Origin of the sequence: Novosphingobium sp. HR1a (assembly GCF_015594425.1) — a bacterium.
GTDB classification, from domain to species: Bacteria; Pseudomonadota; Alphaproteobacteria; order Sphingomonadales; family Sphingomonadaceae; genus Novosphingobium; species Novosphingobium resinovorum_A.
Window position 1 is genome coordinate 118,601 of sequence record NZ_JABXWS010000045.1, and the last position, 24,176, is coordinate 142,776.

Genomic DNA, 24,176 nt, shown 5'->3' on the forward strand with positions numbered 1-24,176 from the left:
ATTTCCTTTTCCTGTCGCGCCCTATGCCGATCCGGCGAAGCAGACCATCGATTTTGTCCGAGGCGATTTAATCAATCGGTTAAATGCCTCGAGAGGGCCGGTCAATCCATTGCGCAAGATCGATTTGCAGCAACGCAACAGGATTTCACCGGGGCGATGGCGTGCGCAAGAAACTCTGTGGACAATGCCTATATGCAACAGGTCTATTGTTCCAACTAATCGGCTGGAATCCTTGCGCGGTTGCAGAACGGCCACGGTTCGTCGCGCATGGCTGTTGCGTCATTGCCACAATCGCCAACCCATTTCTCCCAACTTGGCAAATTCCGTTGAAAGGCGATCCCTCCGGCGCAACAACATTTCACATGGCATCACGATGCGTGCGCGCATCCGAAAGCCGGCAACGGGTCATCAGGCGAACTTGGTCACGCATTCGCCTGCTGAACGAAGCAACAAGGGACACAAAAGTGAAAACCACAATCCAGAAGGCCGCGCTGCGCGGCGCGACAAGCCTCACGGCTTTCGCACTGCTGTGCGGAACTGCGCACGCGCAGGACGCAGCTCCGCAGAAGTCGGAAGAGGCGGCCTCCGACGATTCGAACGTCATCATCGTCACCGGCTCGCTGCTGCGCCGCACCGATGCCGAGACGGCTTCGCCGGTCACCGTCATCTCCGCCGACAACTTCGAACAGCGCGGCATCAACACCGCAGCCGAAGCACTTCAGCGCCTCTCCGCCAACGGCTCGGGCACGATCTCGGAAGGCTGGAACAACGGCAACAACTTCGCAGCCGGCGCGAACGCGATCTCGCTGCGCGGCCTGACCGTTCAGAACACGCTGACGATCGTCGATGGCATGCGCATGGCCATGTACCCGGTCGCGGATGACGGACACCGCAACTTCGTCGATCTCAACTCGATCCCCGACGCGGTTATCGACCGTATCGAAGTCGTGAAGGACGGCGCTTCGTCGACTTACGGCGCTGACGCAGTCGCCGGCGTGGTGAACGTCATCACCAAGAAGCAGGTCCAGGGCATTCACGCCAACGTTTCGAACGGCATCTCCGACCACGGCGACGGCAGCGAACAGCGTCTTGACCTCACCGTGGGCCACGGCGATCTCGAAACCGACGGCTTCAACTTCTACGTCAGCGGCATGTACCGCAAGAACGAAGAGATCTGGGCTCGCAACCGCGGCGACAAGTTCAACACCGGCTATCTCGGCAACATCTGCAACGACAACGGCGGCTGCATGAAGACGCCGACCCGCTGGTACGCCTTCGGCGTTAACGGCGATGGCTCGCTGGGCGGCTCGACGATCCCGCTTGCTCCGCTCGTCGCGGCCAGCAATGCTGCCGGTGGCAATACCACCCCTTATCAGCTGCTCAATCCGGACTGCGCCGCGTTCAACTCGACGCCCACGAGCCTGCCTGCCAGCGCAAGCAGCAGCGGCCGTTACGGCAATGTCTGCTCGGCGGACTTGAAGAACCTCTACGCCACGCTCCGCCCGGAAACGAAGCGCTACGGCTTTGCCGGCCGCGCGACCGTGAAGGTCGGCGAGAAGGCAGAGGCGTTCGTCTCGGTCGACTGGACCAAGACCAGCACCTATTCGCAGCTTTCTCCGGCCGCGTTCCCCAACGCCACTCCGCCGCCCAGTTCGGCCACCTGGGCCAGCGTCGTCCTGCCGGTCTACGTTTGCTCGGCAGGCACCGCCACTTTCGTCAACAACCTGAACGTCAGCTCGGGCTGTAATGCCGCCAACGGCACGCTGAACCCGAACAACCCGTTCGCCGCCAGCGGCCAGACCGCGATCATCCGCGGCCGCTACGACAAGCCGCAGACGGTCGAAACCGGTGCACGCTCGATGCGCGTCCAGGCGGGCATCAACGGCACCTTCGGCAGCGATGACGAATGGGCCTACACCGTCGGCGCTACGGCGTCGGAAGTGCAACTCACGCGCACCAGCCGCAACTACCTGATCCCGCAGCGCCTGGCCGACATGGTCGCGACCGGCGAGTACAACTTCGCGGCGCCCTGGCTGAACAGCCAGGAAGTCCGCGACTATGTGGCTCCGGTGAACAGGAAGGTCTCGACCTCCAAGCTGTGGCAGGTCGAAGGCACCATCCAGCGCGCACTGTTCGAATTGCCCGGCGGTTCGCTGCAGGTCGCAGTCGGTGCATCGTACCGCAAGGAATCGCTCGACGACCAGTCGGCGAACCCGCAGAACGATGCCGCTCCCTATGACCGTTACTTCACGATCAACGCGGTCGGCGCTGCCGGCAGCCGCAACGTGAAGTCGGCCTTCTACGACATCAGCGCGCCGATCATCGATCAGGTGGAATTGTCTGCTTCGGGTCGCTACGACAAGTATTCGTCAGGCCAGAGCAACTTCTCGCCGAAGTTCGGCATCAAGATCAAACCGATCGAACAGGTCCTGCTGCGCGGCACCTGGTCGAAGGGCTTCCGTATTCCTTCGTTCAACGAAGCATACGGCCTGCCGACGACCGGTTACGCCAACTTCAAGATCGACTGCACCACTTATGCAGCCTACTGCGCCTCGCACGACAACAACAACTACGTAAGCGCTGCCTACAACATCGGTCGTACCGGTACGGGTAACCCCGACCTGAAGCCCGAGAAGTCGACCAGCTACACGTTCGGTGCCGTGTTCGAACCGATGCGCAATGTCAGCTTCACCGTGGATTACTTCCGCACGAAGATTAAGGGCATCATCGGCGGCGTTTCGGCGGAAGACCAGGATGCGGCTCTCGACGCTTACTTGCGTACCGGCGCGACCAATGCCGTCACCGGCGTGACTATTCGTCCGCTCAATCCCGATCCGGATAACCTGACGGCGATCGCGAACCCGGGCTTCATCGAGTACTCGTACAACAACTCGGACTCGCAGGTCGTAGAGGGCATCGATTTCGGCGCCAACATCAGCTACGATTTCGGCCCGGTTACCTGGACCAGCAACCTCGACGCTTCGTACCTCATCAAGTACGAACTGACCCGTGCTACGGGCACCAAGGAGCGTTACGACGGCTCGCTGAGCCCCTGTGACTACACCTCGTGCTCGGGTTCGCCGAAGTGGCGCGGTTCCTGGCAGAACACCTTCACCATGGGCAAGGTGTCGCTGACCGGTACCGCATACTACACGCATGGCTACGACCTCGCGTCGGTCGATTACAGCGGCGTGAAGGGTGATTGCGCAGCCAGCGTCGGTGCTTCGGTCGTCGAATACGACGATGGCACTCCGGTGAAGTGCAAGGTCGGTGCGCAGTGGAACTTCGACATCGCAGCCAATGTTCAGGTCAGCGACAACTTCTCGATCTATGCGAACATCCTCAATGCGTTCGCGATCAAGCCGAAGTTCGACCCGTCGGCGGCTTACTCGATCTTCAACTACAACCCGGCATGGGGCCAGGCCAACATGGTCGGCCGCTACTTCCGCCTCGGCGCGAAGGTTGACTTCTAAACCGCAAGGTCTGGACAAAAAATGGGGCGGTCTCTTCGGAGGCCGCCTTTTTTTTGGCGTGTCTGTCTGAAATCCGTGTCCTGCTGAATGACGACAAACTGTTGCAACCTGTTGCAATGTTACAACAAATGACTCTTTTGTTGCAGCTTTCCTGCAAATCGCTGTTGCAGTTGCGAATTGGCACGGCAGACTATCGGCATCTGCCCGGATTTCCGGCCGGGCACGCGGACGTCACATCCGCACCGAAGCAACAAGGGGACACACCATGAAAACCGCAAGAAGCACTCTGCTTCTTGGCGTCGCCGCGATTCCGGCGATCGCTGTATTGGCCGCCGCGCCAGCGCGCGCTCAAGAAGCCAGCGCACAGGGTGCCACCGCACAGAGCGGCACCGACACCGCCGACGAAAGCGGTGATGCCATCACCGTTACCGGCACTCGCATCACCATACCGAACGGGTTCGACAACCCCAACCCGGTCGTGTCAGTCACCGCCGCCACGATCGAGCAGTCGGGCCGGACCAACATCACCGAATTTCTGTCGCAGAGCCCGGCCCTACTCGGTTCGCGCCGTGCGATCGATTCCGCCGGCTCGAACCTGCCCAATGGCCAGCTCACCGGCGTCAACCTGCTGAACCTGCGCAACCTGGGCACTGCGCGCACGCTCGTGCTGGTTGACGGCCGGCGCCACGTGGCGGGCTATCCCGGCACCGCATCGGTCGATACCAACACCATCCCGACCGATCTGATCGAGAGCGTCGACGTGCTCACCGGCGGCGTCTCGGCGATCTACGGTGCGGACGGCGTTTCGGGCGTGGTCAACTTCATTATGAAGAAGGACTTCGAAGGCCTGCGCATCCGTGGCCAGAACACGATCTCGCAGCGCGGCGACGCGGGTGAGAAGTTCCTCGCGGCAACTGCTGGCACCAATTTCGACGACGGCAAGGGCAACATCACCCTCGCCTACGAATTCAACAAGACCGACCGCTTCTCGCAGCGCAAGCGTCTGAACTACGGCAAGACCGGCCCGACTTGGAGCTTCGTACGCAACCCGGCCGACGGCGCCCCCGGCTCGACACGCGACGATCCGAACGTGCCCGACCGCGTGCTGATGAACAACCTGCGCTGGGCGGACAGCTCGATGGGCGGCGCGATCGACATCGATTTCGACGGCGTTCCCGACTATACCGGTGAAGGCAACCCGTACGATCTGGGCACTTACGTCCCCGGCACCGCGTTTACCGTGGGCGGCGACAGCACCCCGCGCGATTCGTACTACGGCGACTACACGCCGTTCCTGCGCCGTCACATCGTCAACGTGATGGGCCACTACGAAGTCAGCCCGGCGCTCAACTTCTATGCGGAAGCGAAGTACGTGCGTTCCAAGGCGTACACCTTTGCGCAGCCGACTTACGACTTCTACACCGAGCTGTTCGCGGACAACTACTATCTGAACGAGCGCTTTGGTGCGAACGCTCCGGACGGCGCCCTCGTCAGCCGCGACAACTTCGACTTCGGCATCCGCCGCTCGGAACTGAACCGCGAGTTGTGGCGCACCGTCGTCGGTGCCAACGGCGAACTGTCATCGCACCTGAAGTACGACGCCTCGTTCGTCTTCGGCCAGTCGACGCAGCGGGCGACCGCCTCGGGCGACCGTATCCTCGATCGCTACTCGGCGGCGCTGGACGCGGTGTCCGACGGCAACGGCGGCGTGACCTGCCGCATCAACCTGCCCGGCCAGACCGAGATAATGGGCAACAGCTTCGGCTCGCCCTTCTACAGCGGCGCGCCGCTGACGTTCCAGCCCGGCCAGTGCGTACCGCTCAACGTCCTGGGCAACGGCTCGCCTTCGCCTGAGGCGCTGGCCTTCATTCTCGCGACCCACACCGACTATGCCCGCCTACGCCAGTACGTCGGCTCGGCCAGTATTTCGGGTGACACCGGTGGGTTCTTCGAACTGCCGGGCGGCCCGATCGGCTTCGCCGTCGGTCTCGAGTACCGCAAGGAGAGCAGCCTTCAGATCCCGTCGTACTACACGCAGAACGGCTTCCTGGCCGACAGCGCGCAGGCGACGATCGACGGCGGTTCGTACGACGTAAAGGAAGCCTACGGAGAAATCCGTCTGCCGATCCTGCTCGATGCCCCGCTGGCTCATGAGTTGAGCCTGGGTGGCGCATTGCGCGTTTCGGACTACTCGACGGTCGGCACGAACACCGCCTGGAACGTCAACGGCACGTATGCGCCGATCGCAGACGTTTCGTTCCGCGGCACCTATTCGGTTTCGGTGCGTGCACCGAACATCACCGAGCTGTTTGCCGGCACCAGCGGCGGTTACGAGTTCATCACCGACCCGTGCGGCCCGGAACGCATCGCCGAAGGCAAGGCACCCCGCCAGGCCAACTGCACCGCGGCGCTGACCGCTGCCGGCCTTACCCCGCAGCAGATCATCGACTTCAACCCGGCCGACGACCAGACCTCACCGCAGAACAGCAGCCTGCTGGGCACCCAGGGCGGCAACCCGAACCTCTCCGAGGAAAAGGCCAAGACCTGGACCGCCGGCGTGGTGCTGCGTCCGAGCTTCCTGAAAGGCTTCACTCTCAGCGCAGACTGGTACAACATCCGTATCAGCAAGGCGATCAACTACTCGACCGCGCAGGACATCGTGGACCTCTGCTACGACCAGCCGACGCTGCAGAACCAGTATTGTTCGCTCATCACCCGCAGCGGCACTACCGGCTACATCAACGGCTTCAGCGTAGTCCCGCAGAACGTCGCATCGTACAAGACGGCAGGTCTCGACCTGAACCTGCAGTATCGCCTCGAAGCCTCGCCGGCCGTCGGCAGCTTCCTGTTCAGCCTCGTTGGCAACTATCTCAACAAACTGGAATTCGTTCCCTCGCTCGGCGCCGTGGCGCAGAACGAACTGGACAGCTCGGCGTACCCGGCACCCAAGTTCAGCGCGACCTTCGACCTTACCTGGATCAAGGGCCCGTTCTCGCTGAACTACGGCATCAACTGGTGGGACAAGACTCGCCGGGTCACCCGCGAGCAGCAAGCGGCCAACCCCGACTACCTGCCCAGCCAGTACATCTGGTACAAGGAGAAGTGGGAGCACGAACTGTACGCATCGTACAACGTCGATGACCGCTTCACGATCTACGGCGGTGTCAACAACCTGTTCGACACCAAGCCCGACGTGGGTGCAGTCGCCTATCCGATCAGCGCGGTCGGCCGCTCGTTCTTCATGGGCGTGAAGGCGAACGTGTTCTGATCTTCACAAGATCGAGCCACATGAGATTCGGGCCGGGAAGCGTTGCTTCCCGGCCCGTTTTCGTCACTCCACGCTCATTACCAGCGCGCCGTCGCCGTCCTCGATGCGGACGTGCGAGCCATCGGGCACCTCGCCAGCCAGCAACTTCTCCGCCAGCGGGTCCTGCAAGTACCGCTGCACCGCGCGCTTCAATGGCCGGGCGCCGTAGACCGGGTCGTAACCCACCCGCCCCAGCCACCGCTTCGCCGCGTCCGACAGGTCGAGCACGATCTTGCGGTCCTTGAGCAGCTTCTGCACGCGGGCCACCTGGATATCGACGATCGGCGCCATGTGCTCCTGCCCGAGGCGGTGGAACAGCACGATCTCGTCGAGGCGGTTGAGGAACTCGGGCCGGAAATGCCCGCGCACCACTTCCATCACCTGCGGCTCCACGGTGGAGACGTCCACGCCTTCATCCAGACCGGCAAGGTACTGGCTGCCGAGGTTGCTGGTCAGGATGATGAGCGTGTTGGTGAAGTCCACCACACGGCCCTGCCCATCGGTCAGGCGCCCGTCGTCGAGCACCTGCAGCAGCACGTTGAAGACGTCGGAATGCGCCTTCTCCACCTCGTCGAACAGCACGACCTGATAAGGCCGCCGCCGCACCGCCTCGGTCAGCACGCCGCCTTCCTCGTAGCCGACATAGCCCGGAGGCGCGCCGATCAGGCGGGCGACCGCGTGCTTCTCCATGAACTCCGACATGTCGATGCGCACCATCGCGGTGTCGTCGTCGAACAGGAAGCCCGCCAGCGCCTTGGTCAACTCGGTCTTGCCGACGCCCGTGGGGCCGAGGAACAGGAACGAGCCGAGCGGCCGGTTCGGGTCCTGCAGGCCCGCGCGCGCGCGCCGCACCGCCTTGGAGACGGCGGCGACGGCATCGGTCTGGCCGATCACGCGGCCGCCGATGATCTGCTCCATCTTGAGCAGCTTCTCGCGCTCGCCTTCCAGCATGCGGTCGACCGGAACCCCGGTCCAGCGGCTGACGACGCCGGCGATGTCGTCCTCGGTCACTTCCTCGCGCAGCAAGGCGTTCCCGGCGGTGGCCTGCGCCTCCGCCAGCTTCGCCTCCAGCGCGGGGATCGTCGAGTAGGACAACTCGCCCGCCCTGGCGTAGTCGCCGCCGCGCTGGGCCTGCTCCAGTTCGATGCGCGCGGCGTCGAGCTGTTCCTTGAGCTTGCCTTCCGCCGCGATCTTGTCGCGCTCGTTCTGCCAGCGGGTGGTCAGTTCGCTCGACTGCTGTTCGAGGTTGCTGAGTTCCACGCGCAGCGCGGCAAGCCGGTCCTTCGACGCGGAATCGCTCTCCTTGCCGAGCGCCATTTCCTCGATCTTGAGCTGGACGATGCGGCGGTCGAGCTTCTCGATCTCCTCGGGCTTGCTTTCCACTTCCATGCGGATGCGGCTGGCGGCCTCGTCCATCAGGTCGATCGCCTTGTCGGGCAGGAAGCGGTTGGTGATGTAGCGGTTGGACAGCGTCGCCGCCGCCACGATCGCGCCGTCGGTGATGCGCACGCCGTGGTGCAGCTCGTACTTTTCCTTGAGCCCGCGCAGGATCGAGATCGTGTCCTCGACCGTCGGCTCGCCCACGAACACGGGCTGGAAGCGGCGCTGCAGCGCGGCGTCCTTCTCGACGTACTTCTGGTATTCGTCGAGCGTCGTCGCGCCGATGCAGTGCAGTTCGCCGCGTGCCAGCGCAGGCTTGAGCAGGTTGCCCGCATCCATCGAGCCTTCGGAGGCGCCCGCGCCGATCAGCGTGTGCATCTCGTCGATGAACAGGATGATCTGGCCGTCAGCGCCCTTCACCTCGTCGAGTACGGCCTTCAGGCGCTCCTCGAACTCGCCGCGGTACTTGGCGCCCGCGATCAGCGAGCCCATGTCGAGCGACATCAGGCTGCGGTCCTTGAGGCTGTCGGGCACGTCGCCATTGGCGATGCGCAGCGCGAGCCCTTCGGCGATGGCGGTCTTGCCGACGCCGGGGTCACCGATCAGCACGGGGTTGTTCTTGGTGCGCCGCGCGAGGATCTGGATGGTGCGGCGGATCTCCTCGTCGCGGCCGATGACCGGGTCGAGCTTGCCGTCCTTCGCCGCCTGCGTGAGATCGCGGGCGTACTTCTTCATCGCGTCGTAGGCGTTCTCCGCGCCCGCGCTGTCGGCCGTCCGGCCGCCGCGCAGCTCGGTGATCGCGGCTTCGAGCGCCTGCGCCGTGACATTGCCCGCCTTGAGCGCCTGGCCCGCCGCCGTGGTCGTCGCCAGCACGAGGCCCAGCAGCAGCCGCTCGACGGTGACGAAGCTGTCGCCCGCCTTGGTCGCGGCCTGCTCGGCCGCGTCGAGGACACGCACGGCGTCGTTGTCCAGACCCGGCGAACCGGCCGCGCCGCTGCCCGAAACGGCGGGGATTTTCGCCAGCGCCTTGTCGAGTTCCTGCGTCGCGAACACCGGGTTGCCACCGGCGCGCTTGATGAGCCCGGCGGCCATGCCTTCGGGATCGTCGAGCAGGGCCTTGAGGATATGCTCGGGCGCGATGCGCTGGTGGTTCAGGCGGATCGCGACGGTCTGCGCGGCCTGCAGGAAACCCTTGGCGCGGTCAGTGAACTTTTCGAGATTCATTGTGGAATGTGCCTCCTGATCCCGCTCATATGGTGTTGCTTATATGCAACACAAGGGCTGGGCGCCCGAATTTTTCCTTAGTCGGTGAAATGCCCGAAGTCGTTGATCGGGCGCAACAGGAGCAGGCCGGAGCCGGCTGCCGAGGCAAAGATGGGTGCCCGTTGCCGATTTGCCAGAGGGCGTTTCGCCGGGGCGGTAAAGCACCCGCCGACCTAGCCCCGCCCGAAGCCCTGCCCTAGCCTTCGCGCGATAACCCCACGGGAAGAGGCTCAATGGCGAAATTCACACCCCAGCAGGCGGCAGACGTCCTCGCGATCAAGCAGGTGATCTACGAGTGGGGCGACGAACTCGACATCCACAACGGCCTGAAGATGCGCGAGACCGACTGCCTCGCCGAGGATGTCCGCTACAACGTCGGCGGCCAGTGGCGCGAGGGGCTGGCGGCGGTCGAGGCGTTCTACAAGGGCCGCGCCGAGACCATGAAGGCGGGCGCGGGCCTCATGACCATGCGGCATATCATCACCTCGCTGCGGGTCGGTTTCGAGGGCGAGGACCATGCGAAAGTCGGCTACCTGCTGGTGTTCTTCGCGGCGCTGGGCGACGGGCCTTTCGACAAGTACTGCGACCCGCTCGCGGTCGCCGACGTGAAGATGGAATGCCGCCGCGATGCCGATGGCGAGTGGCGGATCTCGCTGTTCGATTCGGGGCAGATCTTCAAGCGGGGGTAAAGCACCTTCATCGCCCGTGACTTACTCCGGGATCGCTGGCGGTCTTCGGGCAGTGGGTGGCTGATGGGGCTTCGACAGGCTCAGCCTGAGCGGATTTGAGAGCGGGTCTCCTGTTCCTGCTCAATTAGCTCGGACAGGTTTTCAAAGCAGTTTTCCAATTCCCGCTCAGGCTGAGCTTGTCGAAGCCCCCACTGCATGCACGAAAGCCGGAAGTGCGCGTAAAGTTTGCCGCTGGCCACGCCGAAACAAGCTGCTAACCTCCCGCTCATGCGATCCGTATCCACGTCGAGCCTGAGCGCTCTCGCCGCCGCCCTTCTCCTCTCCGCCTGCGCTGCCGCCCCCTCCGGCACGCCTGTCGCCAGCACGCCGCCTGCACCGGAGGCCGCACCGCCTCGGCCCGCCGCCGCATCGCCGCAGGAACTGGTCGCGAAGGTCGACATCCCCTACGAAAAGTTCGTCCTCGCCAACGGCCTGACCACCATCGTCCATACCGACCGCAAGGCGCCGATCGTGGGCGTCACGCTCTACTACAAGGTCGGCTCCAAGAACGAGCCGCGCGGCAAGACCGGCTTCGCGCACTTGTACGAGCACCTGTTCTTCGGCGGCTCATCCAACGTGCCCAACTTCGACATTCCGCTGGAAGCGGCCGGGTCCACCTCGACCAACGGCTCCACCTGGTACGATCGCACCAACTACATCGAGACGGTGCCGACCGGCGCGCTCGACCTTGCGCTGTTCATGGAGAGCGACCGCATGGGGGCGCTGCTCCCCGCCGTCACGCAGGACAAGCTCAACAAGCAGCGCGGCGTCGTCCAGAACGAGAAGCGGCAGGGCGACAACCAGCCCTACGGCCTCGCCGAATATGCGGTGGCCGAGGGCCTGTTCCCGGTCGGCCACCCCTATCACCACTCGACGATCGGCTCGATGGCCGACCTAGACGCCGCCAGCCTGACCGACGTGCGCAAGTGGTTCACCGACCATTACGGCCCCAACAACGTCGTCCTCGTCCTCTCGGGCGACATCGACGCGGCGACCGCGAAGCCCAAGGTCGAGAAGTGGTTCGGCGCGATCCCGAAGGGGCCTGAAGTCGCCCCCGTCGCGGCCGGGCCGGTCACCCTGTCCGCGCCGATCTCGCGCGACCTGACCGATCAGGTGCCGACCCTGCGCCTCAGCCGCGACTGGAGCGGCCCCGGGCTCAACGATGCGGACGCCCCCGCCCTGCGCATCGGCATGCACATCCTCGGCGGCCTCGCCAGCTCACGGCTGGACAACGAACTGGTGCGCGGGCAGCAGCTTGCCGTCTCCGTCACCGCCTCTGCCCAGACGTTCGAGCAGGCCAGCTTCCTCGACGCCTCGATGGACGTGAAGCCCGGCGTCCAGCGCGCCAAGGCCGAAGCCGCGCTCGACAAAGTCATCGCCGATTTCGTCGCCAAGGGGCCGAGCGAGGACGAAGTGCGCCGCGCTGTCACCTCCATCCTGTCGAGCGAGATCGGCGGGCTGGAGCAGGTCGGCGGCTTCTCCGGCAAGGGCGCGACCCTCGCCGAAGGGCAAGTCTATTCGAACGATCCGGCCAAGTACAAGGCGGACCTGCAGGCCATCGCCGCGCTGACGCCCGACGCCGTGCGCACCGCGATGTCCAGGTGGCTCGGCCGCCCGGTCTATAAGATCGCGGTGGTGCCGGGTGCACGCACCGAGGACGGCGCGAAGATGGGCGGCTGGGGTGACGAAGCCGCCAACCCGCCCGCAGCGGCAGGCAAGGCCGCCAAGGCCCCGAAGCTCGCCCCCGCGCCCAGGCGCAGTGCGCCGCCGGTCGCGCCGGTCAGCGCCCTCGCCTTCCCGGCGATCGAGCGCACCACGCTCTCGAACGGCATCCCCGTCACGCTGGCGCGGCGGACCACGGTGCCCAAGCTGGTCCTGTCGATCGACTTCGACGCCGGGTACGCGGCCGATGCGCTCGACACGCCGGGCACGCAGGGGCTGATGCTCGGCATGCTCGAGGAAGGCACCAAGACCCGCAACGCCACCCAGATCGCCGAGGAACAGGAGCGCCTCGGCGCCTCGATCGGCACCGGTGCCAGCCTCGACACCAGCAGCCTGACGCTGAGCGCACTGAGCGACAATCTCGCGCCCTCGCTGGCGCTGGCCTCCGACGTGCTGCTGCATCCGGCGTTCGCGCAGGCCGACTTCGACCGCGCGCGCGGACAGGCGCAGGCCGAACTGGCGCAGGCCCAATCGACGCCGAGCGCGCTGGCCTCGCGTACGATGAGCGGCGAACTCTTCGGCACTCATCCTTATGCCCAGCCCGGCGACGGCCTCGGCAGCGACACCGCGCTCGCCGCCCTCACGCCCGAGGCGCTGCGCGCCGCCCACGCCAAGTGGCTGCGCCCCGACCTCGCGCGGATCACCGTGGTCGGCGACGTGACCATGGAGCAGCTCAAGCCGCTGCTGGAAAAGGCGTTCGGCGGCTGGAAGGCCCCGGCCGCACCCAAGCCGGTGAAATCGCTCGACACCGCGACGCCCGCACCCGCATCGCGCGTAGTGCTGATCGACCGGCCGAACTCTCCGCAGTCGGTGATCCTCGCCGGGCGGGTGCTGCCGCTGACCGGCCGCACGCCGAACGAGGAATCGCTGATGCTGGCGAACGACGTCGTCGGCAACGGCTTCCTCTCGCGCCTGAACCTCGACATTCGCGAGGAAAAGGGCTGGAGCTACGGCGTACGCTCGGGCATCAGCCAAGCGACGGGGCCGGTGACGATGCAGGTCATGGCGCCCGTGCAGGCCGACCGCACGGGCGATTCGATCCGCGCCATCATCGCCGACATGAGCGCCCTGCCGACGAAGCAGCCGATTTCGGCCGAGGAGTACCAGCGCGTCACCGACGGCGCGATCCGCAGCTTGCCCAACGACTTCGAGACGAATGCGCAAGTGCTCGCCGCCATCGTCAAGAACGACCGGCTGGGACGGCCTGAAGATTACTATGTGAAGCTCGCGCAGACCTATCGCGGCATCGACGCGAAGCGGATCGGCGGCGCGGCGGCGCAGTATCTGCAGCCCGCCGACTTGACCTGGGTGATCGTCGGCGACCGCAAGATCGTGGAACCGCAGCTCAAGGCCCTGGGTTTGCCCGTAGAGGTCCGCCCCGCACCCAGCGTCGCGGGCGAGAACGAGAGCGAAGGAGCTTCCGAATGACCGTTGCCGGCACGTACGACTGCGTCACCAATACCCCGCTGGGCCGCCAGAAGGGCGTCCTCACCATCGAGCCCGGAGCAGGCGACAGCTTCTCCGGGAACATCACCGGCGACCTTGGCAGCATGGACGTGACCAACGGCCGCATTGCCGGGCAGACCCTGACGTGGTCGATGAAGATGACCGTGCCGATGCCGATGGACCTCGACTGTTCCGCGACGGTCGAGGGCGATGCGCTGACCGGCACGGTGAAAGCCGGGATGTTCGGCGCGATGGAACTGACGGGAACGCGGCGCGCGGGCTGAGCCCGCATCCCCGATCGTCATTGCGAGCGTAGCGAAGCAATCCAGGGCCACATAAACCGCTCTGGATTGCTTCGCTACGCTCGCAATGACGAGAATCAGGTTGGAAAACTGCAAAGGCCCGACACCGCGCGCTCCACTGTGGCGCAATGCCGGGCCCCCTCACCCCCCCAGGTGAGCTCGTGCAGCGCGCGGAGCCAGATGCCCCGCTTCGCCGAATGCGCGGACGATGCCCCTTGGGCACGCCAGCGCGAAATTGTTGGAAAGACCCCCCCGGTCTTCGCGCAATCGATAGCACCGGGAATTGCGAATACAAGCGGATTATTGCGAACAGTCCCTTCCCGGGACAACAAGAGTTGCACAGCGGACACAAAAAAGCCGCCGGACCGAAGAAACGGCACGGCGGCTTTTTCGTGAGGCTTGTTAAGCGTCAGCCGAGCTTCGCCTTCAAGATCTCGTTGACGACCTGCGGGTTGGCCTTGCCCTGCATCGCCTTCATCGTCTGGCCGACGAAGAAGCCGAACAGCGCCACCTTGCCCTCGCGGTACTGCGCGACCTTGTCGGCGTTGGCGGCGAGGATCTCGTCCACCTTGGCCTCGATGGCGCCGGTGTCCGATTCCTGCTTCAGCCCCTCGCGCTCGACGATGACACCCGCGCCGTCGCCGGTTTCGAGCATGATCTCAAGCACCTGCTTGGCGATCGAGCCGGAGATCGTACCCTTGCCGACCAGCGCCAGCAGTTCGGCGGCCTGCGCATGGCTGACCGGCGAATCCTCGAGGCTCTTGCCCAGCTTGTTGAGCGCGCCGAAGAACTCCGAGATCAGCCAGTTCGCCGCCTGCTTGGCGACTTCGGCAGGCGCCTTGCCCTGCGCCGAAGCGGTCTCGGCCAGCAGCGCCTCGAACCACTGGAACGTATCGACGTCGGTGGTCAGCACCGCGGCATTGTAGGCCGACAGCCCCAGTTCGCCTTCGTAGCGCGCGCGCTTGGCGTCCGGCAGTTCGGGCAGCGAGGCGCGGCACGCCTCCAGGAACGCATCGTCCAGTTCCAGCGGTAGCAGGTCCGGGTCCGGGAAGTAGCGATAGTCGTGCGCGTCTTCCTTCGAGCGCATTGAGCGGGTGGTGCCGCTGTTCGGATCGAACAGGCGGGTTTCCTGCACGATCTTGCCGCCGCCCTCGATCACGTCGACCTGGCGGTTCGCCTCGTGCTCGATCGTCTGCATGACGAAGCGCACCGAATTGACGTTCTTGGTTTCGGTACGGGTGCCGAACTCGTCACCGGGCTTGCGGACCGAGACGTTGACGTCGCAGCGCATCGAGCCCTGGTCCATGTTGCCGTCGCACGAACCGACGTAGCGCAGGATCGTGCGCAGCTTGGCGACATAGGCCCCGGCCTCTGCGGGCGAGCGCATGTCCGGACGGCTGACGATCTCCATCAGCGCCACGCCCGAACGGTTGAGGTCGACGTAGGACATCGTCGGGTGCTGATCGTGCATCAGCTTGCCCGCATCCTGCTCGACGTGGATGCGCTCGATGCCGATGACCTTGTCCTCGGGGATACCGGCCTTCTCGTCCGCCTCGATCGTCAGCGAGCCTTCGCCGACGAGCGGGTGGTAGAGCTGGCTGATCTGGTAGCCCTGCGGAAGATCGGCGTAGAAGTAGTTCTTGCGATCGAAACGCGACCACTTGTTGATCTGCGCATCGATGGCCATGCCGGTACGCACCGCCTGGCGGATGCACTCGCCGTTCGGCACCGGCAGCATGCCCGGCATCGCCGCGTCGATCAGCGAGACCTGCGTATTCGGCTCCGCGCCGAACGCCGTCGCCGAGCCGGAGAACAGCTTGGAATTGGACGTGACCTGCGCATGGACTTCAAGGCCGATCACGACCTCCCAGTCCCCGGTGGCGCCCTGGATGCGATAGGTGGAAGTGGACATCTCAAGCCTTACTTGTGTCGATGTACGGGTCGATCAAGTCGCCCTCGGGAAAATACGTCGCGAACCCCTTACGGTCCCGCGTGACAATAGGCCAGCCCCGGTTCGCCGCCTGCGCGCCGATCAGGAAATCGGGCAGGATGCTGGTGCGGACGCCGCCGTTGCGCCGGTATTGCCTGTATGCCGTTCCGGCCCGGTGGCAATCGGGCAGCGACAGCCGCGCCGTATTCAGCCCGAAGCCGTTCAGCAGGTCTGCAACGTCCTGCGCGGAGGCATAATTGCCGGAAATCTCCGCGAAGATGATCTCGTTGACGAACAGGTCGCTTGCCGCGCCCAGATCGGCGATCCGCTGGTGGAAATAGTCGGGAGCGCGGTTGCCGAGCATGTCGATGACGACATTCGAATCGAAGATCACACTTCCGGCCCGTCGCCGCGCATCATGCGCTGGTATTCGAGCCCGTCCATGTCCGGCTCCAGCGCCTTGCCCGCAAATTTAGCTCGCGTTTCGTGCAGGCGGCCCAGGAATGCTTCCTTGCGCGCTTCGATCCGCGCCGGATCGTCGGCACGGATGATGCGGGCATTGCCGTCGCCGTCCAACTCGAACGCCACCGCCTGACCGGGCTTGAGGCCCAGCGCATCGCGGATGTCCTTGGGCACCGTAACCTGGCCCTTGACCGTCATGTTGGACTCGAACTTCACGGCGAAAGTATTACCTCTCGCCCGCATTACCGTCAACGCAGCGACTGGGCCGATGCCTCCGTTTCGGACGTAGGAACCCATGGCGCGAGCGGGGCGGCGCGTCCGCCTGCGCAGGCGCCTCACGCCGCCGCGCGGCCTTTTCGCGCGAGGGCCGCGCGAACAGGTGGCCCAGCCCTTCAATGACTGAGACGACCAGTTCGAACCAGCTTACCACCACTTCTCCGGCTTCGCCGCAAACGCCGCGCGGCCTTCGATGGCCAGCCCTGCGTTCAGCACGCCCTGCTCATCGAGCGGGCGGCCGATGATCTGGAGACCCAGCGGCAGCCCCTGCGCGTCGAGGCCGGCCGGCACCGACATGGCAGGCAGGCCCGCCAGCGACGCCGGGACCGTGAACACGTCGTTGAGGTACATCGCGATCGGGTCTTCGTTGCTTTCGCCAAGGGCAAAGGCGGCGCTCGGCGCGGTCGGGGTCAGGAGGACATCCACCTGCTCGAACGCCTTCGCGAAGTCCTGCGAGATCAGCGCGCGCACCTTCTGCGCCTTGGTATAATAGGCGTCGTAGAAGCCTGCCGACAGCACATAAGTGCCGATCAGGATGCGGCGCTTCACTTCCGCGCCGAACCCGTCGGCGCGGGTGGCGGCGTACATGTCCTGCAGACCCGCTCCATCGGGCAGATCGCGCAGGCCGTAGCGCACGCCGTCATAGCGCGCGAGGTTCGACGAGGCTTCGGCAGGCGCGATGATGTAGTAGGTCGCCAGCGCGTACTGCGTGTGCGGCAGTGAGACTTCGACCACTTCGGCGCCCGCGTCCTTGAGCCAGGCGATGCCCTGCTCCCAGATCGCCTCGATCTCGGCGGGCATGCCCTCGACGCGGTATTCCTTCGGGATGCCGACCTTCTTGCCCTTGAGGTCGCCCGACAGAGCGGCGGTCCAGTCCGGCACCGGCAGGTTCAGGCTGGTCGCGTCCTTGGGGTCGAACCCGGCCATGCTTTCCAGCATGATCGCGCAGTCGGTGACGTCGCGCGCCATCGCGCCCGCCTGATCGAGCGAGCTGGCATAAGCCACCACGCCCCAGCGCGAACAGCGCCCGTAAGTCGGCTTGATGCCGGTGGTGCCGGTATAGGCGGCGGGCTGCCGGATCGAGCCGCCGGTGTCTGTGCCGGTGGCGGCAGGCACGAGCCGCGCCGCGATCGCCGCCGAGGAGCCGCCCGAGGAGCCGCCCGCCGTCAGCGGCGCATTGCTGCCAGGCCGGCGCCAGGGCGACACAACCGAGCCGAAATGGCTGCTCTCGTTCGAAGAGCCCATCGCGAACTGGTCGAGGTTGAGCTTGCCCAACAGGCCCGCGCCCGCATCCCACAGCTTCTGCGAGACGGTCGATTCGTACTGCGGCACGAAACCTTCGAGGATGTGGCTGGCGGCGGTGGTCTGCACGCCGTTGGTGGCGAACAGGTCCTTCATGCCGATGGGCACGCCGCCCATGGGGCCGAGCGCTTCGCCGGCGGCGCGCCTGGCGTCGATGGCCTTCGCGGCTGCGATCGCGTGGTCGGGCGTGGCGACGATGAAGGCGTTCAGCGCGTCCTGCGCCGCCGCGACGTTGGCGTTGAACGCCTCGGCCACCTCGACGGCGGAGAAAGTTCCGGCGGCGACGCCGTCGCGGATGGCGGCTACGCCAAGGTCGGTAATGTCAGTCATGCTGCATTCCAGATTTTGTGTGCTGCCCGTGCTTGCTTCGACAAGCTCAGCATGAGCGGGGATAGATTCAAAGTCCCTCTCCCCCAACTCCGCTCATCTGCGAGCTTGTCGAAGGATCGGGATAATCCAAAGGCTTATTCGATCACCTTGGGCACGCCGAAGAAGCCGTGCTGCGCGGCGGGCGCATTGGCCAGCACCGCGTCGCGCTTGTCGCCGCCGGTCAGCGGGTCGGCGTCGATCACGTCGTCGCGCAGGCGCAGGGTATTGGGGATCACGGCGGTCATCGGCTCGACACCGTCGGTGTCGACTTGTCCGAGTTGCTCCACCCAGGCAAGGATGCCGTTCAGTTCGGGCACCATGGCCTCGAGTTCCTGCTCGCTCACCTTGATGCGCGCGAGGCTGGCGATCTTCGCCACGGTTGCGGTATCGACCGACATGGCTTTTTTGTCCCTTGGCCTTTTTACGGTTGAGCCCGCCGCGCATGGAAGCACGGCGGGCGGAAATTCGATAGCGGTGCGCTAGCAGCGGGGCGGCGCGGCTTCAAGCTTGCGTCGCCCCGGATTTGCTCCGGGACCGCTGGCCGTGAACAGCCCACCTGATCGCGCGCGCTGCAAGGCCGCGCCTAACGACAGCCACCGGTCCCGGATCAAGTCCGGGACGACGCATTTACTGCGCGGGCTTGGCTGCCTCGCCCTGCTGCTGGGCCGCCTGCGCCTGCATCTGCGCCATCATCGCCTGGATTTCCTCAGGCGTCTTGAAGTCGAGCAGGTCGATCTCGAAGACCAGCGTGGAATTCGCCGGGATCGGGCCGGACGCCTGCGCGCCGTAGCCGAGTTCAGGCGGAATGGTCAGGCGATAACGCCCGCCACGCTCCATCTGGAGCAACCCTTGCGCAAAGCCGGGGACGACTTCGTCGAGCGCCATCGGCATCTGCTCGTTCTGGTCGAACACGGTGCCGTCCTGCAGCATGCCCTTGTAGTTGATGAGCACATAGCCATGCTCGGGCGGCTTGCCGCCGGTCCCGGCCTTGATCGCCTCGACCTTGACTTGCGGAGCCGCAGGCGTCGCGGCCGGGGCGGCAGCTTGCGCGAACACGGCCGAGGGCGCTGCCACGAGGAGCAGCGCCGCGATCGCTGCCTTCACTGCGCCGGAGCCGGAGCAGCCGGTGCTTCCGCGCCCGGAGGCATCGCGCCCGGAGCGCCGCCCGGTGCGCCCGCGCCACCCTGCATCTGCTGAAGCTGCTGCAGGATCTGCTGCTGCTGGCGGATTTCGGCAAGGCTCTTGTAGTCGATCAGTTCGACTTCGAACTTGAGGTCGGCGTTCGCGGGGATCGGCGAACCGGCGGGCGGGTTGGCGCCGTAGGCCAGCTCGGCGGGAATCGTGACGTCGTACTTGCCGCCGCGCTGCATCTTCATCAGCGCCTTGGAGAAGCCGGGCACGAACTGCGCGACGGGGTTGGGGTAGTTCTTGTTCTCGTCGAACACCTTGCCGTCGGTCAGCATGCCCTTGTAGTTGATGAGCACGACGTCTTCCATCGTCGGCGAGGCGCCGGTGCCGGCGGTCAGCGTCTTGACGGTGGGCGCGGGCGGCAGCGCGGCATAGGCCACACCGGCCGAGGCCAGAGCGATCGCGACGACACCGATCCAGATCTTGGAAACAGCGCCCTTTTCGATCGGCTGCAGCGCAACGCGGGTGATCTCTGTCATCGTCTGTGGCCCTCGTATTCTTTTGAAGCGCCCGGGCTGGCATCCCTTGCAGATGCACAAAGGGCGCGGAATGGTGATTCCGCGCCCTCATGGCTCAACCCGGCGCGGCATTCAAGCCGCTGATCCAGATTTAAAGGTGCCCTGCGCAAAAGCGCAGGAAAGCTCTTACTTGGAGCCGTCGCGCTCGGCGCGCTTGCGCTCAAGCTTGCGAGCGCGGCGAACGGCGGCAGCCTTTTCGCGAGCGCGCTTTTCCGACGGCTTCTCGAAGTGACGGCGCAGCTTCATCTCACGATACACGCCTTCACGCTGCAGCTTCTTCTTGAGCGCACGAAGAGCCTGATCGACGTTGTTGTCGCGGACGAGAATCTGCATAAACCGAAACACCTCACAAAACAGACGAAGCCGCCACGCATCCGGTTCGGCGCGGCGTGCTGCGAATCTAGAGCCAATAAAAGGCCGCCGCCGGACTCGGAGGCAGCTGATTGAGCGGCCCGTTAGCAAAGTGACGGCTCGAAGACAAGACCAATCACCCGCAAAGCCTGCAGCTTGCCGCAATGCATCTCCTTAGCTATATATCTGGCTAAGGAGCATCACGATGACTCAGGTTTCCGTCCACGAGGCCAAGACCAACCTATCCCGCCTGATCGTCAGCGTGCTGGCGGGCGAAGAAGTGGTGATCGCACGCGGCAACGTTCCTGCCGTGCGTCTGATCCCGGTCAATCCGATCGGCGAACGCAAGTTCGGCGCGCTCAAGGGCGCGATCAGCTTGGACGATGCCTTCTTCGAGCCACTTCCCGCTGATGAACTCGGCGCCTGGAACCTCGATTGAAGCTGCTGCTCGACACGCACACACTGATCTGGTGGCTGGCGGGCGACGATCATCTGTCGGTTCGCGCCCGCGAGGCGATCGCCGATACCACCAACACTGTCGCCATCAGCGCGGCTTCCGCGATGGAGATCGCCACCAAGCACCGGATCGGCAAGCTGGACGGCGCGGCCATGCTCGCGCGGGATTTCGAAGGCATCATCGCAGCGCAAGGGTTCGACGAACTGGCGATCAGCATGACGCATGCCCGCCTCGCCGGGCAGATGAACATCGCGCACAAGGACCCGTTCGACCGCCTGCTGATCGCACAGGCTCAGGCCGAAGACATGGTGCTCATTTCCAACGAAGCGCTGTTCGACGGATTTGCAGTGCAGCGGCTCTGGTAGGGCGGATTGGAATTCCGGCGATTCGCGGCTAAGGCGGCGCCATGCCCCAACCTTCCTTTATACTGGCCTCTCTTTATGTGGCCCTCGGCGGCGCGTTCGGCTCGTGGCTGCGCTTCCTCGTCGGGCGCGGCTGGACCGCTGCGCTCGGCCCGGTGCGCGCGGGCGTCTTTCCTTATGGCACGCTGACCGTCAATGTCGTGGGAAGCCTGCTGATGGGACTGGTGACCGGCTGGTTCGCCCGTCATGGCAATACCGGCGAAGGCACCCGCCTGTTCGTCACCGTGGGCGTGCTCGGCGGCTTCACGACGTTCTCATCGATGAGCCTCGATTTCGCCACCTTGATCCAGCGGGGCGAGATCGCCACCGCTGCCTTTTATACCGCCCTGTCACTGCTCGCCGGATTCGGCGGCCTGTTCCTCGGCCTTTTTGTTATGCGGAGCGTGGCATGAGCAATATCGATATCGTCCGTCAATTCACCGTCGGTCAGGATGACGACGGCGTCCGCCTCGACCGCTGGTTCAAGCGGCACTTGCCCAAGGTGGGCTTCGCGATGGTCTCGCGCTGGGCGCGCACCGGCCAGATTCGCGTCGACGGCAAGCGCGCCGACGTCGACACCCGGCTGGAAGCGGGCCAGACCCTGCGCGTGCCGCCCGGCGGCGAGCAGAAGGCTTCGGCAAGCGGCGAACGCCCGCGCCGCGAACTGACCGAGGCCGAGATCGAACTCGCCGATTCGATGGTGCTGACGCAGGACCGCGCCGCGATCGTGCTCAACAAGCCGCCGGGCCTCGCCACGCAGGGCGGCTCGGGCATGAAGGAGCATGTCGACGGCCTGCTCGACGCCTATGTCGAGAAAGGCCCGCGCCCGCGCCTCGTCCACCGACTCGACAAGGACACCTCGGGCGTCCTGCTGATCGCGCGCACCCCGGGCAGCGCGGCGTTCTTCTCCAAGCGGTTCTCCGGCCGCACCGCCAAGAAGATCTACTGGGCGCTGGTGGTCGGCGTGCCGAGCATCAACGACGGCATGATCGAACTGCCGCTCGCCAAGCAGCCGGGCACCGGCGGCGAGAAGATGCACGTGGACGAGAAGGAAGGGCAGACCGCCCGCACCCGCTACCGCGTGATCGACCGCGCCGGCAACCGCGCGGCGTGGGTCGAGCTGCACCCGCTGACCGGCCGCACCCACCAGCTGCGCGTCCACATGGCGGCGATCGGCCACCCGATCGTGGGTGACGGCAAGTACGGCGGCCAGGAGGCATTCCTGACCGGATCGATCAGCCGCAAGATGCACCTCCACGCACGCCGCCTGCTGATCGAGCACCCGGACGGCGCCCCGCTGGACGTCACCGCCCCTCTCCCTGAGCACTTCGCCAATTCGCTGGAGCAGCTGGGCTTCGTCGAATCGGAAGGCGACACCGAGATCGAGGCTCCGGCCGAGTTCACCAAGGAAGACCAGAAGAAGGCCGCCAAGCAGCACGCCAAGGAATACCGCAAGGAACGCCGGGGCGAGCGCCGCAAGCGCAGCGATGGCCCCGGCTCGGGCCAGACGCGGCTGAGCAAGCCGGGCAGCAAGCCCAGTGGGAAGCCCGGCGGAAAGGCGCCCGGAAAGCCTGCGGGCAAGTCGTTCGGGAAGCCGGGCGGCAAGCCCGCACGTCCCGGTGGCAAGCCTTCCGGTCCGCGCACGGGCGCAGCGCGCTCCGGCCCCAAGCCCGGCGGCGCGCCGCGAGGCAGGTCCCGGTGAAACTGGCGGTCTTCGACTGCGACGGCACCCTCGTCGATGGGCAGGCGCCGATCTGCGAGGCGATGGAGGCGGCCTTCGCCGCCTTCTCGCTGCCTTCACCGACGCGCGGGAGCATCCGGCGTGCGGTCGGGCTTTCGCTGCCTCAGGCGATCCGCCAGTTGCTGCCCGATTCGGACGCCGAGCAGCAACACGCCATGGCCGAGGCCTACAAGCTCTCGTTCCGCACCGCGCGCGAACAGGGCCGTGTCGCCCAGCCGCTGTTCCCGGGGATCGAGGACACCTTGCGCGCCCTTCATGCCAATGGCTGGACGCTGGGCGTCGCCACCGGCATGTCGGATCGCGGCCTCGGCTTCTGCCTTGAGGCGAACGGCATCGCCGACCTCTTCGTGACGCTCCAGACCGCCGACCGTCATCCCTCCAAGCCCCACCCCGCGATGCTGGAAGAGGCTTTGTTCGAAGCGGGCGCGCAGGCGTCGGAAGCCGTGATGATCGGCGACACGGCCTACGACATGCAGATGGCGATTTCCGCGCAAGTCCGCGCGGTCGGCGTGGATTGGGGCTATCACCACCCGCGCGAACTGTCCGAAGCAGGCGCCGAAATGGTCGCCGAGACCCCGGCGCAGTTGCTGGAGCATTTGCTCAGGTGAGCCAGCCGAAACCCGGTCGCGATCCCGCAGCGCTGCGCTTCGCGATCATCAATATCGTGCGCATCGCCGGTGTCGCTTTCGTCGTGCTCGGCCTGCTGATGACGCAAGGCCGTATCTTTCCCGGCGCACCGGCATGGGTCGCCTACCTCCTCCTCGCCAACGGGCTGATCGACGCCTTCGTCCTGCCCGCGATTCTCATCAGAAAGTGGCGCACACCCAAATGAAGCGTTTCTACAAGGAAGCGACCCCCGAGCAGACCGAAAACGGCCCTGAAGACTCGGGCTGGCGCGCGGTCCTCGACGGCCGCCCAATCCGCACCGCAGGCGGCCGCCCGCAAGTCGTGCCGACGCAGGCGCTGGCGCAGGCGCTGGCCGCCGAATGGGCCGGACAGGGCGAGGAGATCGACACCGCGACCTTCCACTACCGCGACCTTGCCGACTTCGCGATCGACGCCGTCGCGCCCGCGCGCGACACCGTCATCGCCGAACTGCTGCCTTACGCCGAGACCGACACCCTGTGCTACCGCGCCGACCCGGACGAGGCGCTCTACAAGCGGCAGATGGAAATGTGGGAGCCCGTACTCTCATCCGCAGAGGCGCGGCTTGGCGTCACTTTCACACGCATCTCCGGCATCATCCACAAGCCGCAGCCCGAACCGACGCTGGCGTGCCTGCGCAGCGAACTGGACGCCTGCAGCGATTTTGAACTGGCCGCGCTCAAGATGCTGTCGAGCCTCTCCGCCTCGCTGGTCATCGCACTGGAGGCGATCCGTCCCGGCGCCGATGCCGAAGCCTTGTGGCAGGCCGCCGAACTGGAGGCCGACTGGCAGGTCGAACTCTGGGGCGAGGACTGGGAAGCCACCGAACGCCGCGCCGCCCGGTTCGAGGCGTTCAGGCTGGCGATCGCACTGGCCGCACTCTCCCGCTGAAACGGAAAAGACCCGCCGCGGCGA

The 24,176-nt window shown here is 65.5% G+C and carries 21 protein-coding genes; 12 read left to right on the top strand and 9 right to left on the bottom strand.

Annotation, left to right across the window (positions count from 1 at the left end; all coding sequences use genetic code 11):
- The first annotated feature begins 464 nt into the window (after positions 1–464).
- Together HWN72_RS11165 and HWN72_RS11170 are read left to right on the top strand one after the other, a co-directional pair.
- Complete coding sequence (locus HWN72_RS11165; protein WP_008830335.1) at positions 465–3,473, top strand: TonB-dependent siderophore receptor; 3,009 nt, start codon at positions 465–467, stop codon at positions 3,471–3,473.
- A 265-nt stretch (positions 3,474–3,738) separates the two neighbouring features.
- A complete protein-coding gene (locus HWN72_RS11170; protein WP_008830334.1) occupies positions 3,739–6,741 on the top strand; it encodes a TonB-dependent receptor domain-containing protein in 3,003 nt (1,000 codons plus the stop codon).
- A gap of 63 nt (positions 6,742–6,804) precedes the next feature.
- Here HWN72_RS11170 and clpB read toward each other — a convergent pair whose 3' ends face one another.
- On the bottom strand, positions 6,805–9,384 hold the full coding sequence (gene clpB, locus HWN72_RS11175) for an ATP-dependent chaperone ClpB (RefSeq protein ID WP_211150305.1): 2,580 nt from the start codon (positions 9,382–9,384) through the stop codon (positions 6,805–6,807).
- A 272-nt stretch (positions 9,385–9,656) separates the two neighbouring features.
- On the opposite strand from clpB, the gene HWN72_RS11180 reads away from it, so the two are divergent.
- The 3 genes from HWN72_RS11180 to HWN72_RS11190 all read left to right on the top strand — a co-directional run bounded on the left by HWN72_RS11180 (position 9,657) and on the right by HWN72_RS11190 (position 13,603).
- Complete coding sequence (locus HWN72_RS11180; RefSeq protein WP_069708073.1) at positions 9,657–10,112, top strand: nuclear transport factor 2 family protein; 456 nt, start codon at positions 9,657–9,659, stop codon at positions 10,110–10,112.
- Positions 10,113–10,379: 267 nt separating this feature from the next.
- Positions 10,380–13,301 carry a pitrilysin family protein gene (locus tag HWN72_RS11185; protein ID WP_211150306.1) on the top strand — a complete coding sequence of 974 codons (2,922 nt, stop codon included), beginning with the start codon at positions 10,380–10,382 and terminating at the stop codon, positions 13,299–13,301.
- A complete protein-coding gene (locus HWN72_RS11190; protein ID WP_211150307.1) occupies positions 13,298–13,603 on the top strand; it encodes a hypothetical protein in 306 nt (101 codons plus the stop codon). Before HWN72_RS11185 ends, HWN72_RS11190 begins: the two co-directional genes overlap by 4 nt.
- Before the next feature lie 427 nt (positions 13,604–14,030).
- Here the strand turns inward: HWN72_RS11190 and gatB are convergent, their stop codons facing one another.
- From gatB to rpsU, 8 genes are all read right to left on the bottom strand, one after another.
- Positions 14,031–15,533, bottom strand: a complete 1,503-nt coding sequence (gene gatB, locus HWN72_RS11195) for an Asp-tRNA(Asn)/Glu-tRNA(Gln) amidotransferase subunit GatB (RefSeq protein ID WP_069708076.1) — start codon at positions 15,531–15,533, stop codon at positions 14,031–14,033.
- 1 nt (position 15,534) lies between these two features.
- On the bottom strand, positions 15,535–15,915 hold the full coding sequence (locus HWN72_RS11200) for a type II toxin-antitoxin system VapC family toxin (protein ID WP_211150308.1): 381 nt from the start codon (positions 15,913–15,915) through the stop codon (positions 15,535–15,537).
- Between the two features lie 26 nt (positions 15,916–15,941).
- The gene (locus HWN72_RS11205; protein WP_036523681.1) at positions 15,942–16,229 is read right to left on the bottom strand and encodes an AbrB/MazE/SpoVT family DNA-binding domain-containing protein; all 288 of its coding nucleotides are present in this window, start codon (positions 16,227–16,229) and stop codon (positions 15,942–15,944) included.
- A 207-nt stretch (positions 16,230–16,436) separates the two neighbouring features.
- Complete coding sequence (gene gatA, locus HWN72_RS11210; RefSeq protein ID WP_211150309.1) at positions 16,437–17,921, bottom strand: Asp-tRNA(Asn)/Glu-tRNA(Gln) amidotransferase subunit GatA; 1,485 nt, start codon at positions 17,919–17,921, stop codon at positions 16,437–16,439.
- Positions 17,922–18,055: 134 nt separating this feature from the next.
- Entirely contained in the window at positions 18,056–18,358 is a 303-nt protein-coding gene (gatC, locus tag HWN72_RS11215) for an Asp-tRNA(Asn)/Glu-tRNA(Gln) amidotransferase subunit GatC (protein WP_008832562.1), read from the bottom strand.
- A gap of 229 nt (positions 18,359–18,587) precedes the next feature.
- Positions 18,588–19,064, bottom strand: coding sequence for an FKBP-type peptidyl-prolyl cis-trans isomerase (locus HWN72_RS11220; protein WP_211150310.1), 477 nt, complete (start codon positions 19,062–19,064; stop codon positions 18,588–18,590).
- Positions 19,061–19,627 (bottom strand): FKBP-type peptidyl-prolyl cis-trans isomerase, encoded by a 567-nt coding sequence (locus HWN72_RS11225; protein ID WP_008832564.1) that lies wholly within the window; start codon positions 19,625–19,627, stop codon positions 19,061–19,063. The genes HWN72_RS11220 and HWN72_RS11225 overlap by 4 nt, the downstream gene beginning before the upstream one ends.
- A 165-nt stretch (positions 19,628–19,792) precedes the next feature.
- On the bottom strand, positions 19,793–19,999 hold the full coding sequence (gene rpsU / locus HWN72_RS11230) for a 30S ribosomal protein S21 (RefSeq protein ID WP_008832565.1): 207 nt from the start codon (positions 19,997–19,999) through the stop codon (positions 19,793–19,795).
- Between the two features lie 223 nt (positions 20,000–20,222).
- Between rpsU and HWN72_RS11235 the strand changes: the two genes are divergently transcribed.
- The 7 genes from HWN72_RS11235 to HWN72_RS11265 are packed head-to-tail and all read left to right on the top strand — an operon-like array spanning position 20,223 to position 24,152.
- On the top strand, positions 20,223–20,456 hold the full coding sequence (locus HWN72_RS11235) for a type II toxin-antitoxin system Phd/YefM family antitoxin (RefSeq protein ID WP_211150311.1): 234 nt from the start codon (positions 20,223–20,225) through the stop codon (positions 20,454–20,456).
- Positions 20,453–20,839, top strand: a complete 387-nt coding sequence (locus HWN72_RS11240; protein ID WP_211150312.1) for a type II toxin-antitoxin system VapC family toxin — start codon at positions 20,453–20,455, stop codon at positions 20,837–20,839. The genes HWN72_RS11235 and HWN72_RS11240 overlap by 4 nt, the downstream gene beginning before the upstream one ends.
- Before the next feature lie 41 nt (positions 20,840–20,880).
- Positions 20,881–21,288: a fluoride efflux transporter CrcB gene (crcB, locus tag HWN72_RS11245; protein ID WP_008832568.1), complete on the top strand. Its 408-nt coding sequence runs from the start codon at positions 20,881–20,883 to the stop codon at positions 21,286–21,288.
- Positions 21,285–22,577 carry an RluA family pseudouridine synthase gene (locus HWN72_RS11250; RefSeq protein ID WP_211150313.1) on the top strand — a complete coding sequence of 431 codons (1,293 nt, stop codon included), beginning with the start codon at positions 21,285–21,287 and terminating at the stop codon, positions 22,575–22,577. The genes crcB and HWN72_RS11250 overlap by 4 nt, the downstream gene beginning before the upstream one ends.
- A complete protein-coding gene (locus HWN72_RS11255) occupies positions 22,574–23,224 on the top strand; it encodes an HAD-IA family hydrolase (protein WP_211150314.1) in 651 nt (216 codons plus the stop codon). Before HWN72_RS11250 ends, HWN72_RS11255 begins: the two co-directional genes overlap by 4 nt.
- Positions 23,221–23,448 carry a hypothetical protein gene (locus HWN72_RS11260; RefSeq protein WP_211150315.1) on the top strand — a complete coding sequence of 76 codons (228 nt, stop codon included), beginning with the start codon at positions 23,221–23,223 and terminating at the stop codon, positions 23,446–23,448. Before HWN72_RS11255 ends, HWN72_RS11260 begins: the two co-directional genes overlap by 4 nt.
- The gene (locus HWN72_RS11265; RefSeq protein ID WP_211150316.1) at positions 23,445–24,152 is read left to right on the top strand and encodes an ATP12 family chaperone protein; all 708 of its coding nucleotides are present in this window, start codon (positions 23,445–23,447) and stop codon (positions 24,150–24,152) included. Before HWN72_RS11260 ends, HWN72_RS11265 begins: the two co-directional genes overlap by 4 nt.
- Positions 24,153–24,176 lie beyond the last annotated feature (24 nt).

Excerpts from the sequence above, each read along its gene's own strand:
- HWN72_RS11170 (WP_008830334.1), top strand. The coding sequence starts at position 3,739 with ATGAAAACCGCAAGAAGCACTCTGCTTCTTGGCGTCGCCGCGATTCCG.
- HWN72_RS11190 (WP_211150307.1), top strand. The coding sequence starts at position 13,298 with ATGACCGTTGCCGGCACGTACGACTGCGTCACCAATACCCCGCTGGGC.
- clpB (WP_211150305.1), bottom strand. The coding sequence starts at position 9,384 with ATGAATCTCGAAAAGTTCACTGACCGCGCCAAGGGTTTCCTGCAGGCC.
- HWN72_RS11185 (WP_211150306.1), top strand. The coding sequence starts at position 10,380 with ATGCGATCCGTATCCACGTCGAGCCTGAGCGCTCTCGCCGCCGCCCTT.
- gatA (WP_211150309.1), bottom strand. The coding sequence starts at position 17,921 with ATGACTGACATTACCGACCTTGGCGTAGCCGCCATCCGCGACGGCGTC.
- HWN72_RS11235 (WP_211150311.1), top strand. The coding sequence starts at position 20,223 with ATGACTCAGGTTTCCGTCCACGAGGCCAAGACCAACCTATCCCGCCTG.
- rpsU (WP_008832565.1), bottom strand. The coding sequence starts at position 19,999 with ATGCAGATTCTCGTCCGCGACAACAACGTCGATCAGGCTCTTCGTGCG.
- HWN72_RS11180 (WP_069708073.1), top strand. The coding sequence starts at position 9,657 with ATGGCGAAATTCACACCCCAGCAGGCGGCAGACGTCCTCGCGATCAAG.
- HWN72_RS11250 (WP_211150313.1), top strand. The coding sequence starts at position 21,285 with ATGAGCAATATCGATATCGTCCGTCAATTCACCGTCGGTCAGGATGAC.
- gatB (WP_069708076.1), bottom strand. The coding sequence starts at position 15,533 with ATGTCCACTTCCACCTATCGCATCCAGGGCGCCACCGGGGACTGGGAG.
- HWN72_RS11225 (WP_008832564.1), bottom strand. The coding sequence starts at position 19,627 with ATGACAGAGATCACCCGCGTTGCGCTGCAGCCGATCGAAAAGGGCGCT.
- HWN72_RS11200 (WP_211150308.1), bottom strand. The coding sequence starts at position 15,915 with ATGCTCGGCAACCGCGCTCCCGACTATTTCCACCAGCGGATCGCCGAT.
- crcB (WP_008832568.1), top strand. The coding sequence starts at position 20,881 with ATGCCCCAACCTTCCTTTATACTGGCCTCTCTTTATGTGGCCCTCGGC.
- gatC (WP_008832562.1), bottom strand. The coding sequence starts at position 18,358 with ATGTCGGTCGATACCGCAACCGTGGCGAAGATCGCCAGCCTCGCGCGC.
- HWN72_RS11265 (WP_211150316.1), top strand. The coding sequence starts at position 23,445 with ATGAAGCGTTTCTACAAGGAAGCGACCCCCGAGCAGACCGAAAACGGC.